General features: G+C 72.3%; 15 protein-coding genes. All 15 read right to left on the reverse strand.

What is annotated here, in order from left to right; translation table 11 throughout:
• Positions 1-57: 57 nt before the first annotated feature.
• Complete coding sequence (locus QM621_RS01770) at positions 58-852, reverse strand: DivIVA domain-containing protein (protein ID WP_414988634.1); 795 nt, start codon at positions 850-852, stop codon at positions 58-60.
• A gap of 97 nt (positions 853-949) precedes the next feature.
• A complete protein-coding gene (locus QM621_RS01775) occupies positions 950-1,084 on the reverse strand; it encodes a DivIVA domain-containing protein (protein WP_414988635.1) in 135 nt (44 codons plus the stop codon).
• Between the two features lie 27 nt (positions 1,085-1,111).
• Complete coding sequence (locus QM621_RS01780) at positions 1,112-1,405, reverse strand: YggT family protein (protein WP_414988636.1); 294 nt, start codon at positions 1,403-1,405, stop codon at positions 1,112-1,114.
• A 3-nt stretch (positions 1,406-1,408) separates the two neighbouring features.
• Positions 1,409-1,930, reverse strand: a complete 522-nt coding sequence (locus QM621_RS01785) for a cell division protein SepF (RefSeq protein WP_414988637.1) — start codon at positions 1,928-1,930, stop codon at positions 1,409-1,411.
• A 58-nt stretch (positions 1,931-1,988) separates the two neighbouring features.
• Positions 1,989-2,678 (reverse strand): YggS family pyridoxal phosphate-dependent enzyme, encoded by a 690-nt coding sequence (locus tag QM621_RS01790; RefSeq protein ID WP_414988638.1) that lies wholly within the window; start codon positions 2,676-2,678, stop codon positions 1,989-1,991.
• Positions 2,659-3,309, reverse strand: a complete 651-nt coding sequence (locus tag QM621_RS01795; RefSeq protein WP_414988639.1) for a polyphenol oxidase family protein — start codon at positions 3,307-3,309, stop codon at positions 2,659-2,661. Before QM621_RS01795 ends, QM621_RS01790 begins: the two co-directional genes overlap by 20 nt.
• A gap of 2 nt (positions 3,310-3,311) precedes the next feature.
• Positions 3,312-4,514: a cell division protein FtsZ gene (gene ftsZ / locus QM621_RS01800; RefSeq protein WP_414988640.1), complete on the reverse strand. Its 1,203-nt coding sequence runs from the start codon at positions 4,512-4,514 to the stop codon at positions 3,312-3,314.
• Positions 4,515-4,667: 153 nt separating this feature from the next.
• Complete coding sequence (locus QM621_RS01805) at positions 4,668-5,420, reverse strand: cell division protein FtsQ/DivIB (RefSeq protein ID WP_414988641.1); 753 nt, start codon at positions 5,418-5,420, stop codon at positions 4,668-4,670.
• Complete coding sequence (gene murC, locus QM621_RS01810) at positions 5,413-6,789, reverse strand: UDP-N-acetylmuramate--L-alanine ligase (protein ID WP_414988642.1); 1,377 nt, start codon at positions 6,787-6,789, stop codon at positions 5,413-5,415. The genes QM621_RS01805 and murC overlap by 8 nt, the downstream gene beginning before the upstream one ends.
• Before the next feature lie 13 nt (positions 6,790-6,802).
• A complete protein-coding gene (murG, locus tag QM621_RS01815) occupies positions 6,803-7,885 on the reverse strand; it encodes an undecaprenyldiphospho-muramoylpentapeptide beta-N-acetylglucosaminyltransferase (protein ID WP_414988643.1) in 1,083 nt (360 codons plus the stop codon).
• Positions 7,882-9,087, reverse strand: coding sequence for a putative lipid II flippase FtsW (gene ftsW, locus QM621_RS01820; RefSeq protein ID WP_414988644.1), 1,206 nt, complete (start codon positions 9,085-9,087; stop codon positions 7,882-7,884). The genes murG and ftsW overlap by 4 nt, the downstream gene beginning before the upstream one ends.
• Positions 9,087-10,538, reverse strand: coding sequence for a UDP-N-acetylmuramoyl-L-alanine--D-glutamate ligase (gene murD, locus QM621_RS01825; protein WP_414988645.1), 1,452 nt, complete (start codon positions 10,536-10,538; stop codon positions 9,087-9,089). The genes ftsW and murD overlap by 1 nt, the downstream gene beginning before the upstream one ends.
• Complete coding sequence (mraY, locus tag QM621_RS01830) at positions 10,535-11,599, reverse strand: phospho-N-acetylmuramoyl-pentapeptide-transferase (RefSeq protein ID WP_414988646.1); 1,065 nt, start codon at positions 11,597-11,599, stop codon at positions 10,535-10,537. The genes murD and mraY overlap by 4 nt, the downstream gene beginning before the upstream one ends.
• 110 nt (positions 11,600-11,709) lie before the next feature.
• Complete coding sequence (locus QM621_RS01835) at positions 11,710-13,119, reverse strand: UDP-N-acetylmuramoyl-tripeptide--D-alanyl-D-alanine ligase (protein WP_414988647.1); 1,410 nt, start codon at positions 13,117-13,119, stop codon at positions 11,710-11,712.
• Positions 13,116-14,419, reverse strand: a 1,304-nt coding sequence (locus QM621_RS01840; RefSeq protein ID WP_414988648.1) for a UDP-N-acetylmuramoyl-L-alanyl-D-glutamate--2,6-diaminopimelate ligase, incomplete at its 5' end; no start/stop codon positions are given. The genes QM621_RS01835 and QM621_RS01840, both read right to left, overlap by 4 nt.

The following is a 14,419-nucleotide window of genomic DNA, read 5'->3' on the forward strand; positions in this document are numbered from 1 at the left end:
CGACACGAAGAAACCCCCTGCCGCCCGGCAGGGGGTTTCTTCGTGAGGAACGAGAACTCAGTAGCTCTCGTCGCCCAGCAGCGTGCGGATACGACGCGGCTGCTGCTCGGAGGCCGCCGCCGGGGCCGAGGAGGCCTCCGGGGAGTTGTCCGAGGCGGCAAGCTGCTCGAGCTGCGTCTGGAAGTAGTTCTTCAGACGCGCGCGGTACTCGCGCTCGTAGGCGCGCAGGTGCTCGACCTCGCGCTGCATCTCGTAGCGCTCGCGCTCGATGCCGGCCAGGGCCTGCTCGCGGCGCTGCTTGGTCTCATCGTCGAGCTTCTGCGCGCGGATACGGGCGTCGGTCTCCAGACGGTCGGCCTTGCCGCGCGACTCCATCTCGAGGCGCTCGGCCTTGACTCGCGCCTCGCCGACGATGCGGTCGGCCTCCTCCTTGGCGGCCTCCATCAGCTGGTCGGCGTTCGCCGAGGCGATCTCCAGCAGACGGGCGGCGGCGCCGGAGGCGTCGGCGACCGACACGCCCTTGTTGCTGTTGGCCTGCGGCAGCAGCTGCTCCGGCTCGGAGCGGGTCGGCGGCTGCTGGATCTGGGGTTGCGGCTGCTCCATGATCGGGGCCAGCTGCGGCTCGGGCTGCGGCGGAACCGGCTGAGGCGCCATCTGCGGGATGAGGCCCGTGGGCTCACCTGTGGACGCAGCCGCCACCTTGGCGCGCAGTTCCTCGTTCTCGACGGTGAGGCGCTCCAGCTCCGCTTCGACTTCGTCGAGGAACTGGTCCACCTCCCCCATGTCGTAGCCCTCGCGCAGGCGCACAGGAGTGAAGCGCTTGTTGCGCACATCCTCGGGAGTCAGGGGCATGAGTTTTCACCTCAGGGTTGGGTTAAGACTTCTGGACCATCCTACGACATCACCCGGGGAGTCACCTATGACGCGCCCAAGAAATCGCGGTGGGGACTCATCGGGCGGCGCGGCGCTCCAGTTCGGCGACGACCCGTTCGAGGAACTGGTCGACCTCGTCCATGTCGCAGCCCTCTCGGAACCGCGCGGGTGTGAAACGCGCGGAACGCGCCTCCGCGGGAGTCAAGGACATCAGCTCTCCACCTCTCGAGCGGCACCGCTAGTACGCAGCGTGACCGACGATCTTCATCAGGATCTGGATGGCGATCAGCAAGACGAGCGGGGACAGATCGAGCATGACCTGGCCCAGGCGCAGCGGCGGGAGGATACGGCGGATCATCCGTAGCGGCGGATCGGTGACGATGTAGACGCCCTCGCAGAGCACCGCGACCCATCCGCGCGGCACCCACGAGCGGGCGAACACTTGAATCCACTCGATGACGAATCTCGCCAGGAGCAGGACGATCGCGACCCAGAGGATCAGCAGGATGACAGACGCGACACCAGCAGGCATACGTCAGGCGTGGTCGTAGAGACCGTCGCTGGCGATGCGCTGCTTGTCCTCGTCGGACACCACGACGTTGGCCGGGGTCAGCAGGAACACGCCTGCGGCGATCCGCGTGATGGCGCCGTGCACCGAGAAGACCAGACCGGCGCCGAAGTCGACCATGCGCTTGGCGTCGGCGTCGTCCAGCTCGGTGAGGTTCATGATGACCGGCACGCCGCTGCGGAAGTTCTCGCCGACCACGCGCGCGTCGTTGAACGCGCGCGGCGTGACGGTCTCGATCCGCGTGAGGTCGGCCTCGACCGCGTTGGTCGTGGTCGTCGTGCTGTGGCGACGACGACGGTCGTCGATGTTCGCCACCGTCGAGGTGCGGACGACGGCGGGCGTGCGCGTGGACCGCGCCGGAGCCGCCTCGACGACCGCCGGGCGCTGCTCGCGCGCGGGCGTCGTCTCCTCGTCGTCGTACATCTCGTCGTACTCGGCCTGCTCGACGAGGCCGAGGTATTCACCCATTTTCCGCATTGCGCCAGCCATGACTGCCCCTTCGTTGTCTCAGTGATTCAGTGTGATCACTTGAATCACACGAGTCACATTACACAACATTCGGCCGTTCGCCCAGGACGGCCCTGCCGATTCTCAAATGTGTCGCGCCAGCGGCCACCGCGGCCTCCAGATCGCCGCTCATCCCGGCCGAGACCATCGTGGCCTCCGGATGGTCGCGCCGCAGGCGTTCGCCCAGGTCAGCGAGGGTGTCGAAGACCGGGCGCGGGTCGACGCCCAGCGGGGCGACCGTCATCAGCCCGTCGAGACGCAAGCCTGGAAGCGCGGCGATCTCGTCGGCGAGCGTCAGCGCGTCGCCGGGCGCGATCCCGGCGCGACCGGCGTCGGCGCCCTCCTGGAAGTCGACCTGCACCAGCGCCCCGAGGGTCCGCTCGGCGGCTTGCGCGCCCCGCGCGAGCGAGCGGGCGAGCTTGAGACGGTCGACGCTGTGCACCACGTCGGCGTACCGCGCTACGGCCCCGGCCTTGTTGGTCTGGAGCCCGCCCACGAAGTGCAGCCGCGCGCCCTCGACCGCCTTGTCGGCGGCCTCCGGGTGACGGTTCTCGCCCAGATCGGTCACGCCGAGGCCGACGAGCGTCTCGGCGTCGGCGCGCGGGTAGGTCTTGGTCACGACGATGACCTCCACCTCGCCCCGGTCGCGTCCGACGTCGGCGCAGGCGATCGCCACCCGATCGTGGACGGCGGCGAGGTTCGCCGCCAGCTCAGTCCGTCGGTCCGTCATGGATCACCACCACCACTCCGTGGCGACCCAGGTCACCACCTCGATGTGAGAAGAAACGGTCGTCCTCGGCCGTGCACCAGACGAGGTCCTCGCAGTCGACGTCCGCCACGGCCAGCTGTCGGCGGACCCCCGCGGCCAGATCGACCGACGGCGTGCCCCACGAGGTGACCGCGCGACTGCCCGGCGCCACGGCCTCCACCTCGGCGGCCATCGCCTCGGGCACCTCGTAGCAAGCGCCGCAGATGCGCGGGCCCAGCCACGCGCGCACCTGGCCCGCCCCCCGCCCGCGCAGCGCTGCGACGGCAGCGGGCACCACGCCTGCGGCGACCCCGGCACGGCCCGCGTGGACGGCCGCGACGATCCGTTCGTCGCCGACGAGGACGACCGGCAGACAGTCGGCCGCGCGGGCGACCACCGCCACACCCGGCTCCTCGGTGGCCAGCGCGTCGGCCTCGGCCTCCTCGACTCCCGCCCAAGCGACCTCGGCTCCATGGACCTGGCGCATCGCCGCGATCCGGTCGGCTTCCAGCGCCTCGCGGACGGCCTCGCAGTCCGCCGGGTCGAGCAGGTCGACCGAACGGTCGGTGACCGCCATCTCGACCGCGCCGAGCCGCCGACGCCAGGCGAACACGCTCAGCGCAGGAAGTCGGGGACGTCGAGCGAGTCGTCGTCGTAGGGAACCTCGCGCGGCTCGATCGGCATGTCGAGATGCGGGTCGGGCCGGAGGTACTCGCCGGTCTTCTCGTCACGCGGAGGCTCCGTGGAGGCCGCCAGCCTGCCCGTCTGCGGCGTCTCGGGCGCGACGGCCGGACGGCGCTCCTGCGTCGCCGCCGGGGCCTGCTCGGCCGCCTGGGTCCGTAGCGCCGGCTGCGAGGCGTCGCGCGGCTTCGGCTCGCCGCCGTCGAAGCCGGCCGCGATGACCGTGACCCGCACCTCGTCGCCGAGGGCGTCGTCGATGACCGCTCCGAAGATGATGTTGGCCTCGGCGTGCACCGCGTCGGCGACGAGCCCGGCGGCCTCGTTGATCTCGAACAGGCCGAGGTCGGAGCCGCCCGCCACCGACAGCAGGACACCGCGAGCGCCCTCGATGGACGCCTCCAGCAAGGGACTCGACACCGCCATCTCGGCGGCCACCGCCGCGCGCTGCTCGCCGCGCGCGGAGCCGATGCCCATGAGCGCCGAGCCCGCGTCGGACATGACCGACTTGACGTCGGCGAAGTCGAGGTTGATGAGGCCCGGAGTGGTGATGAGGTCGGTGATGCCCGAGACGCCCTGGTGCAGCACCTGGTCGGCTTGACGGAAGGAGTCGAGCAGGCTGATGTTGGGGTCGCTGATCGACAGCAGGCGGTCGTTCGGGATGACGATGAGGGTGTCGACCTCCTCGCGCAGCGCCTGGATGCCGGCGTCGGCCTGCAGCGAGCGGTTGCGGCCCTCGAACTTGAACGGGCGCGTCACGACGCCGATGGTCAGCGCGCCGAGCGAACGCGCGATGCGTGCCACGACCGGGGCGCCGCCGGTGCCGGTGCCGCCGCCCTCGCCCGCTGTGACGAAGACCATGTCGGCGCCCTTGATGGCCGCCTCGATCTCCTCGGCGTGGTCCTCGGCGGCGCGCTTGCCGATCTCCGGGTTCGCGCCGGCTCCCAAGCCGCGGGTGGAGTCGCGGCCGACGTCGAGCTTGACGTCGGCGTCGCTCATCAGCAGCGCTTGCGCGTCGGTGTTGATCGCGATGAACTCGACACCCTTGAGTCCTACCTCGATCATGCGGTTGACGGCGTTGACGCCGCCGCCGCCGATGCCGACGACCTTGATCACGGCGAGATAGTTCTGGACCGCCATGGTGTTCCTTCCGGGCGATGTCCACCGCGGGGGTGGTGGTCTGAGGGGTGGTCTCGAGGGTGAATCCGGTCGGACCGGACCCGAGTAAGACGGTACGTGCGCGTCTCAACCTGTCCGCCCCCGACACGCCGAGACCGGTCGAAGTGATGTCGATCAGGACGCGGTCGTCGGTTGTTCGGGCGCGCTGACATCGTAGACCGACGCGTTCACGGCGCCGAGCAGGGCCGAGACCACCTCGATTTTGCGTTCGGTGTCCTCGGCGCTCCCCCACCGCAGTTCCCGCCCGTCGGACAGGCGCAGGACGATGGAATCACGCGTGGCGGCCGAGACGTAGGCGACCTGGGCCAACAGGTCAGGAGCTGTGTCGCCCAACGTCGCCACGACCTCGCCGAGACCTTGAAGGGCCTGTGCGCGGTCCTTCTGGTCGGCCGCCTCGATCCGCAGTTCGGTCAGCGGCGGCGTCTCGGCGAAGCTGCGGAAGTCGACGCCGTGGCGGTCGACGCCGTGCGCGACGCCGCCGACGGGCGTCCACGCGACCGCGGTCCTCTCGACGACCTCCACCCGGAGGGTCCGGGAGAACCAGGACCGGCGCACCTGCGCCGACTCGACCATCGGCAACTCGCCCACCCGCTCGGCGACCTCGTCGGTGTCGACCCGGACCAGCGGAGTGCCCATCGGGGCGGCGGCGGCCGTCGCGACCTCCTCCTCGGTCAGCTGGTCGACGCCGGTGACCTTGAGCCGGTCGAGCGCGAAGACGTCGGAGAAGCCGACCAACCAGGTCCCGCCGCCGAGGATCGTCGCCAGAGCGATGACGAGCAAGGCCCGCAGGGCGGCACGCCGCCGGGTGACCCGACGCCGCTCGGCGAAGCGTCGCTCGGCCTCCGCCGAGCCGCCGCGGTCAGCCATCGGCCGAGCGCCCGGCGCGGCGGGCCAGCAGCCGCGGCCCCACCGTCGTGATGTCGCCGGCGCCGAGCGTCAGGACCAGGTCGCCGGGCGCGACCCGCTCGTCGAGCACGGCGTCGAGTCCGTCGACCGGACCTCCCGCGCTCGCCGGCGGCCCGTCGACCGCGTCGACGACCAGCTGGGAGGTCACTGCGGGGTCGGGGTCCTCGCGGGCGAGGTAGACGTCGGCGACGACGACCTCGTCGGCCGCCGAGAGCGCCACGCCCATGGCCTCGCCGAAAATGCGGGTGCGGCTGACCAGGTGCGGCTGATAGGCCACCACGAGACGGCTCCCGTCCGCGAGCGCGCGGGCGGCGGCCAGGTCGGCGGCGATCTCGGTGGGGTGGTGGGCGTACGAGTCGTAGACCCGCACGCCGCCCTCCTCGCCGAGGAACTCCATGCGGCGCTTGGCGCCCTGGTGCCGGCCGAGGCCGACGACGAGGCCGTCCCAGTCGGCGCCCAGCTTCCGGCCGACCGCGAGGGCCAGCAACGCGTCCTGGGCATAGTGCTCGCCGGTGACGGCCAGCCGCACCGTCCCCAGGTCGTCCTCGTCAGAACGGACGCGGAAACTCGTGCCCGCGGCGTCCACGCGCAGGTCGAGCCCGCGCAGGTCGGCTTCCTCGGCCAGGCCTGCGGTGAACGCGCCCGGCAGCGCCCGCGCCCGCTCGTCGTCGGCGCTCGCCACGACCACGGTCGCGCACCGGCGGGCGAACTGCTCGAAGGCCGCCGCGTACGCCTCGGTCGAGCCCCAGTGGTCGAGGTGGTCGGGGTCGACATTGGTGACCACGCCGATCTCGGGCTCGTAGACCAGGAAGGCTCCGTCGCTCTCATCGGCCTCGACCACGGCGACGTCGTCGCTCCCCCACCGGGCGTTCGTGCCGAGCGTCTCCACCTCCGCGCCGATCGCGAAGGTCGGGTCGAGGCCGGCGGCGCGCAGGGCCGAGACGACCATCGCCGTCGTCGTGGTCTTGCCGTGGGTGCCCGCCACCGCGACCACCCGCTGGCCGATCAACAGCGACTGCAGGCCCGCCGAGCGGGGCCAGAGCCGAACCCCGGCCTCCCGCGCCGCGATGACCTCGGGATTGTCCTCGCGCACGGCGGTCGAGACGACCACGGTGTCGGCGCCGACGATGTTCTCGGCCCGATGGCCGAGGCGGACCTCGACGCCCTCCGCCGCGAGCGCGCGGGTGACGGCGGACTCGTTCTGGTCGCTGCCGCTGACCCGCACGCCCCGCTGGCGCAACAACCGGGCGATGGCCGACAACCCCGCCCCTCCGACGCCGACGAGGTGCACGTGCGTCAACTCCTCGGCGGGAAGAACGACCTCAGGCACGGGAACGCGCATCTCAGGCCCCCTGATCGGCGGCGGCCATGACCATGTCGGCCAGCCGACGGTCGGCGTCGCGGGGCAGCTCGTGCGCGGCGGCGTCGCTCATCTGCTCCAGCCGGTCGCGGTCGAGCAGCACCGGGACGAGCGCCTGAGCGACCCAGCGGTCGGTGAAGGCGTCGTCGTCGACCAGCAGCGCGCCCCCTGCCTGGACGACCGGGTGGGCGTTGAGCGCTTGCTCGCCGTTGCCGATGGGCAGCGGCACGAAGGCGGCGGGCAGGCCGGTGACCGCGACCTCGGTGACCGTGTTGGCGCCGGCCCGGCAGACGATGAAGTCGGCGGCGGCGTACGCCAGCTCGATCCGGTCGAGATAGGACTTGACGACGTACGGCGGATCGCCCGCGCGCCGGTCCGGCACGGCCTCCTCGACGCGTCCGGCCATGTGCAGCACCTGGATCCCGGCGTCGGCGAGCTCGCGCGCCGCGCCGGAGACGCCGTGGTTGATCCGTCGCGCGCCCTGGGAGCCGCCGGTGACGACGAGCGTCGGACGGTCGGCGTCGAGCCCGAGCTCGCGGCGTGCCTCCGTCTGACGGGCCCGGCGGTCCAACTCGGCGATCTGCCGACGGATCGGCAGACCGGTGAAGGTCGCGTGCGGCAGCGCGGTGTCGGGGAAGCTCGTGGCGACATGGGTCGTGTACCGGGAGCCGAGCTTGTTGGCGACGCCCGGGCGGGCGTTGCCCTCGTGGACGACGATCGGCAGCCGCTTGCGGGCCGCGAGATACGCCGGGACCGCGACATAGCCGCCGAAGCCGACCACCACGTCGGGCTCGACCCGGTCGAAGACCTCCCGGGTGGCGGCCACCGAGCGCTTGAGCCGCACCGGCAGCCGCGCGAGCTCGCCGCCCGCGCGCCGCGGCAGCGGCACCGGCGGCACGAGCTCGAGCGGATAGCCCGCCTCGGGGATCAGCGAGACCTCCAGGCCGCGCGGCGTGCCGAGGCAGGTGATCTCGGCGCCGCGCGCGCGCAGCACGTCGGCCGTGGCGAGCAGCGGGGAGGTGTGCCCGGCGGTGCCGCCGCCGGCGAGCAGGACTCTCAAGGTCATCGCTTCTTCTCCTGACGTGAGGTGGGACGCCGCGCGGCCAACGCCGCCTGCGCCCCGGGCTCGGCGAGGGCGCACCGGGCCAGCAGGCCGAGCGCGGTCATGGTGACGAGCAGGCTCGACCCACCGTAGGACATCAGCGGCAACGGGATGCCGATGACGGGAAGCAGGCCGAGGACCATGCCGATGTTGATGACCGCCTGGACGGCGATCCAGGTGGTCACCCCGACGGCGACGTAGTGCGCGAAGGGGTCGGTCGCGCGCAGCGCGATCCGCACGCCCATGGCGATGAGCACGACGAACAAACCCAGCACGACCAGCGTGCCGAACAGCCCCAGCTCCTCGCCGACGACGCTCAGGATGAAGTCGGTGTGCGCGTTCGGCAGGGCTCCCCACTTCTGGCGGCTTCCGCCGAGGCCGACCCCCCAGAAACCGCCCGTCGCGAGCGCCATCATGGAGTGGATCGTCTGGTACCCGGTGACCTCGGGGTCGGCCATCGGGTCGAGGAAGGCCAGCATGCGCGAGACCCGGTGGGGGGCGGCGGCGACGGCCAGCACCCCGGCCACGCCCACCAGGGCCAGACCGACCGCGACCCAGCGTCGCGGCAGCCCGACCGTCCACAGCATGCCGCCGAGCACCGCCACGATCACCAACGCCGTGCCGACGTCTTTCTGACCGGCGCCGATGAGCAGCGCGATCAGGACGCCGACCGGGACCACCGGCATGAGCATCTGATGGGTCGCGCGCGGCCCGTCCAACGCTTTTTGACGGCCCGCGTAGAGTCTCCCGATCCAGAGGACGAGCGCGAGTTTGGCGAACTCCGACGGTTGGAGCATGAACCCGGCGAACAGCGGCAGCCAGTTGCGGTTGCCGTTGACCTCCTGGCCGACGCCCGGGATCAGCGTCAAGCCGATGAGCGCCAACACCACGAGCAGCAGCGGGACCGCCGAACGCCGCCAGAACGCCAGCGGCAGCTTGACCGCCACGAACGCCCCGAGCAGACCGAGCCCGGCGAACAGCGCCTGCTTGGCCACGATCGCGTAGGAGTTGCCGTCGGCGCGATAGGCCAGAACCGAGCTGGAGCTGAGCACCATGACCAGGCCGAGGCCGACGAGGAGCGCCGAGGCGCCCAGCACGATCTGGTAGGAGGCGAGCGGCCGGTCGAGCACGCGGCGCAGCCCGTCGCGGCGCGCGGTGGTGCCCATCAGCCCTCCATGCGTCGCCTGGCCGCCTCGGCGAAGTGGTCGCCACGCTGCGCGTAGTCGCGGAACTGGTCCCAGGACGCGCACGCCGGGGCCAGCAGCACGGTGTCGCCGGGCCGCGCCAGCGACGCCGCGGCGTCGGCGGCCGCCTCCATGATCCCGGTCCCGCCGCTCGTCACCTCGATCACCGGCACGTCGGAGGCGTGCCGCCGGAGGGCGCCGGCGATCAGATCGCGGTCCTGGCCGATGAGCACGACCCCGCGCAGGCGGTCGCGGACCGCCGGGATCAGATCGTCGAAGGAGGCCCCCTTCGCCAGGCCCCCGGCGACCCAGACGACACTGTCGCAGGACTCGATGGCGGCCCGCGCGGCGGCCACGTTGGTGGCCTTCGAGTCGTCGATCCAGCGGACCCCGCCCGACTCCGTGACGAACGCCATACGGTGCGCGTCGATCTGGAAGCCGCGCAGACCGTCGCGCACCGCGCGGGCCGAGACCCCGTGCGCGCGGGCGAGGGCGGCGGCGGCGAGCGCGTCGGCGACGACGTGCGGGGCCGCAGGCACGCCGTCGCGCTCCAGGTCGGCAAGCGTGCCCAGCTCGGCCGCGCTCGTGCGGCGGTCGGCGACGAAGGCGCGGTCGGCGAGGACGTCCTCGACGACGCCGATCATGCTCGGCTCGGGCAGGCCGAGGGTGAAGCCGATCGCCCGGCAGCCCTCGACCACGTCGGCGTCCATCACCAACTGCTCGGTGGCGGCGTCCTGCGCGTTGTAGACGCAGGCGATCTGGGCGTTCTCATAGATCCGACCCTTCGCAGCGGCATAGGCGTCGGCCCCGCCGTGCCAGTCGAGGTGGTCCGGTTGCACGTTGAGCACCGCCGCCGCCTCGCACGACAGCGAGGCGCTCCAGTGCAGTTGATAGCTCGACAGCTCGACCGCGAGCACGTCGTAGGGCTCGGGGTCCATGACGGCCTCGACCACCGGACGGCCGACGTTGCCGACCGCGTCGCTGCGCAGGCCTTCAGCCCGGAGGATGGCGTTCAGCATCTGCACCGTGGTGGTCTTGCCGTTGGTGCCGGTGATCGCCAGCCACGGCGCGGCGTCCTCGCCGCGCAGCCGCCAGGCCAGCTCGACCTCGCCCCACACGGGCACGTCGAGCCCGACGGCGCGGGTCAGCAGCGGCGTCGTCGGCGCCCAGCCGGGCGAGGTGACCACGAGCTCGCAGTCGGGCAGCTCGGCCGTCGCGCCCGGCCCCAGTCGCAGGTCGCCGCCGAGCATCTCCAACAGCGTCGCCTTCTCGGCGGACAGCCCCTCGGGAGCCTTCTCGTCGAGCACGACCACGTCGGCGCCGAGGTGGATGAGCGAGTCGGCCGCCGCGAAGCCGCTGGCGCCGAACCCGGCGACGACCGCACGCACGCCCTCCCAGGACTCGCGACCCGGGCAGTGAGGGTCGCGGCTCACAGTCCGGTGACCCATTCCCAGTAGAAGACGCCGAGACCGACGGCCACGCAGAGCACGCTGATCAGCCAGAAGCGGACCACGATGGTGACCTCGGCCCAGCCGAGCAGCTCGAAGTGATGCTGCAAGGGGGCCATGCGGAAGATGCGTTTGCCGCCCGTCGCCTTGAAGTAGCCGACCTGCAAGATCACCGACGCGGTGATGACGACGAACAGCCCCCCGAGGATCACCAGCAGCAGCTCGGTGCGGGTCGTCATCGCGAAGCCCGCCATCGCGCCGCCGAGCGAGAGCGACCCGGTGTCGCCCATGAAGATCTTGGCCGGTGAGGTGTTCCACCAGAGGAAGCCGACGCAGGCGCCGGCCAGCGCCGAGGCGACCACGGCGAGGTCGAGCGGGTCGCGCACCTCGTAGCACTTGGCGACCTCGGGGACGACCTCGCAATTCTGGTTGCTCTGCCACAGGTTGATGAGCACGAAGGCGCCGAAGACCATGGCCGAGGCGCCGGTGGCGAGGCCGTCGAGACCGTCGGTGAGGTTGACGCCGTTGCTCGTGCCGGCGACCAGGAGCAGCACCCAGACCACCAGCAGCACCGTGGGCAGCTCCCAGCTGAAATCGCGGGTGAGGCTGATGGCGTGGGTGATGACGGTGTTGCCCGCGTCGTCCTCGTAGCCGATGGCGAGCAGCGCGAAGGCCAGGCCGACGGCGATCTGACCGATCATCTTGGCCTTGCTGCGCAGGCCGAGGCTGCGCTGACGGACGATCTTGATCCAGTCGTCGAGAAAGCCGATCACGCCGAGACCGACGAAGAGGAACAGCAGCAGCAAGCCGGAGGCCGTCGGCGGCGACTGGCCCGACAGGTGCGCCGCCGCGTAGCCGAGCACGACCGCGAAGATGATGACGAGCCCGCCCATGGTGGGGGTGCCGCGCTTGGTGTGGTGCGAGGTCGGGCCGTCGTCGCGGATCTCCTGGCCGTATCCCTTCGCGACCAGGATCGTGATCGCGAGCCGGGTGCCCAGCAGGGTGCCCAACAGGCTCACGGCTCCGGCGATCAGGATGGCCAACATCGCGAGCGGGTTCCTCTCGATCGACGGACGGATGACGCGCGAACACTCCGGGTCAGGAGGCCATACGTCTTCCTGATTATGCCCTGCCTCCTCGACGGGGCGCCCAGCGGTCAGCCTCGGAGGGGCTCGTCAGCGCGACGTCGACCCGGAGTTCCGAGATTTCTCAACAGTCCGTCGACCACCCGCTCCAACCGAGCGCCGCGCGAGGCCTTGACCAGCACGACGTCGCCGGGGCGCAGCAGCGTCTCGACCGCCGCGACGGCCTCAGCCACGTCGGCCACCGCCCGCCCGCGCTCACCCGCGCCGGCCGCCACCTCGGCGGCCTCCTCGCCCACTGCGACGACCGCACGGACGTCTGCCGCCGCGGCGGCCTCCCCGAGGCGGTGGTGCAGGGCGGCGCTCTGCCCGCCCAGCTCCAGCATCGCGCCGAACACCGCGACGCCCCGGCCGGGCGCGACGGCGGCCAGCCAGTCGACCGCGGCCCGTGTCGACTCGGGATTGGCGTTGTAGGCGTCGTCCACGACGACCACCCCGTCGGCTCGCTCGTGACGCGCCATCCGGTGCGGGGAACGCGGCGCCGCAGTGGCGAGGCGCTCGGCCGCGGCGGCGAAGGCCGTCCCCGCGGCGACCGCCATCGCGACCGCCGCAGCCGCGTTCGGACCGTGGTGCAGCCCCAGCTGCGGCACGACGGCCTCGGCCTCCTCGCCGCCCAGCCGCAGTCTCACACGGGGGAAGCCGCCGGGGTCGAGCGTCACCGGGTCGAGCCGGACGTCGGCGTCGGCTGCCTCGCCGAACATCAGGACAGCCGCCTTCGTGCGCGCCGCCATCTTCCGCACCCGCGCGTCGTCGGCGTTGAGCACCGCGACGCCGCCGGACCGCAAGCCCTCGACGATCTCGCCCTTGGCCCGGGCGGTGTGGTCGAGGCCGCCGAACTCCCCGACATGGGCCGAGCCGACGTTCAACACGCCCGCCACGTCGGGCGGGGCGATGGCGCAGAGCGTCGCGATGTGGCCGATCCCCCGAGCGCCCATCTCCACCACGAGGAAGGCCGTCTCGCGGGTCGCGCGCAAGACGGTGAGCGGGACGCCCCACTCGTTGTTGAACGACCCCTCGGGGCCGACGGTCTCGCCCGCGCCCTCCAGCAGGTGGACGAGCAGGTCCTTCGTGCTCGTCTTGCCCGCCGAGCCGGTCAGCGCGACCGTCCGCAGCCCGCCGGCGGCCAGCTCGTCGTGGACGGCGCGGGCGAGCCGGCCCAGCGCGACCGTCACGTCCGGCACGACCACCTGCGTCAACGGCGACGGGGCGACCCGCTCGACGAGCGCGACCGCCGCCCCGCCCGACGCCGCGGCGTCGAGGAAGTCGTGTCCGTCGGCCTGCTCGCCGCGCAGCGCGACGAACAGCCCGCCGGGCTCGATCCGCCGGGAGTCGATGACCGCCGGGGCCGTCGCCTGGACGTCGGGGTCGCCGTGGACCGAGCCGCCGGTGATCTCGGCGATCCGGGCGGCGCTCAACGCGATCATCGGAACTCGCCCAGCAGCCGTCGGGCGACCTCGCGGTCGTCGAAGGGATGGACCACCGAGCCGACCTGTTGGCCGGTCTCATGGCCCTTGCCGGCGATGACGACGGTGTCGCCGCGTCGGGCGGAGGAGATCGCGTGGGCGATGGCCTCGGCCCGGTCGCCGACCTCGACCACCTCGGCCGCCCCGGCGCCCCGTGCGCCGACGAGCACCTGGCGGCGGATGGCCGACGGGTCCTCCCCACGCGGGTTGTCGTCGGTGACGACCACCAGGTCGGCCAACTCGGCGGCGGCCGCGCCCATCAGCGGCCGTTTGCCCGCGTCGCGGTCGCCCCCGGCGCCCAGCACGATGACGAGCCGTCCGGCGGTGACCGGCCGGAGGGCGCGCAGGACGGCGGTGACGGCGTCGGGCTTGTGGGCGTAGTCGACGACGACGCCGAAGTCCTGGCCCGCGTCGACCTGTTCCATGCGTCCCGGCACCCCGGGCGAGGAGGCCAGCCCGGCGACCAGCGCGTCGAGGTCGCGCCCGGTCGAGGCGAGCGCCGCCAGCGCCGCCAGCGCGTTGGACACGTTGAAGGCTCCGGGCAGCGGGACCGTCGCCTCCGCCGACCGGCCGTCCGGCCCGACCACGTCGAAACGCGATCCGAGCCGGTGGGCGCGGATGTTCATCGCCCGCCAATCGGCGGCACGGCCCTCCGCGGAGAAAGTCACCACCGGAACCTCAGAGGCATTGTCGATCAGACGTCGGCCGTGCTCGTCGTCGGCGTTGACGACCGCGCGGCGCGCGTGCTCGGGCGTGAACAGTCTCGCTTTAGCGGCGAAATAGTCGTCGAGATCGCGATGGAAGTCGAGATGGTCGCGGCCGAGATTCAAGAAGACGCCGGTATCGAAGACAAATCCGTCGACCCGATGCTGAACGAGCGCGTGGCTCGACACTTCCATCGCGCAGGTCCGAACGCCGGCCTCGCGCATCACGGCGAACAACTCCTGGAGACGCGGGGCCTCCGGCGTGGTCAACGACGAGGCGACCGCGCGTCCGGCGATCCTCGTGCCGATGGTCCCGACGACGGCCGAGGGCTGGCCGGCGGCCGCCTCGGCGAGATAGGTGGCGGTGGTCTTGCCCTGGGTGCCGGTGACGCCGAGGGTCGTGAACGACCGGGCCGGGTGGCCGTACAGCTCGGCGCTCACACGCGCGAGGTCGGGGCGCGGGGCGTCGGTCACCACGACCGGGAGGTCGCGCGCCGCCGGGTCGGCGGCCACGGCGGCGGCCCCCTCGGCGTCGGTGAGGATCGCGGCGGCTCCGG

The sequence above is a fragment of the Aeromicrobium sp. genome (assembly GCF_047606445.1).
GTDB lineage: Bacteria > Actinomycetota > Actinomycetes > Propionibacteriales > Nocardioidaceae > Aeromicrobium.